Genomic DNA, 559 nt, shown 5'->3' with positions numbered 1-559 from the left:
GAAAAAACAATGACTTAGGCAACCTCGCGTTTGCCCACCCAAAGATATCCCCACAGAAACAGGCCAAGAATCCATGCGGGCGCCACCTTTACTGGCCTAAGTTCGGCATTGGTCCGGTAGCCCTGGGCAACGTTGATATGAGCTGGCTTTTGAAGTGCTACGGCCGCCACGGGCGGTTCAGCAAGTCGTCCGTGAAGAACGCAATTTCGGGTCGAAGCGCGGGGCTCAGGCTGATCGCGACCGGAGTGGTGGCGTTAGGGCGGTTGTGAGCAGCGCCAGGACCAAGGCACACAAAAGCCTCAGCCAGTTGAGCAGGAGGCTGAAATTATAGCCGACGGCGGCGAGCACGGCGTTGTTGGCGTCGCCCTCGGAGAAGGCCAGGAAGTTGCGGCCCATGCGGTGGTCGCTCTTGAGATGGCCGATGACGGGCTCGACGGCGGAGCGGCGTCGCAACGCTCGTTTGACGGCCTTGGTGAGGCCGCGCTTTTAATGGACGCGGCACCTCTGCCATGTCGCGCACAGCACCTTGGTGACGGCCGCCTTGAGGCCTTCATGGGCG

1 protein-coding gene and 1 pseudogene are annotated in these 559 nt (G+C 61.5%); one reads left to right on the top strand and one right to left on the bottom strand.

Features of this window, described 5'->3' with window-relative positions; genetic code table 11:
- A partial coding sequence (locus EH240_RS38670) for a hypothetical protein (protein ID WP_206075405.1) occupies window positions 1-269 on the top strand: 269 nt, incomplete at its 5' end.
- Here EH240_RS38670 and EH240_RS37400 read toward each other — a convergent pair.
- Window positions 226-486, bottom strand: a pseudogene (locus EH240_RS37400) (IS5/IS1182 family transposase); the annotation flags it as partial. The gene EH240_RS38670 and the pseudogene EH240_RS37400 overlap by 44 nt on opposite strands.
- Between the last annotated feature and the right edge of the window lie 73 nt (window positions 487-559).

Source organism: Mesorhizobium tamadayense (assembly GCF_003863365.1).
Lineage (GTDB): Bacteria > Pseudomonadota > Alphaproteobacteria > Rhizobiales > Rhizobiaceae > Mesorhizobium > Mesorhizobium tamadayense.
This window is presented reverse-complemented; position numbering and strand designations above follow the sequence as displayed.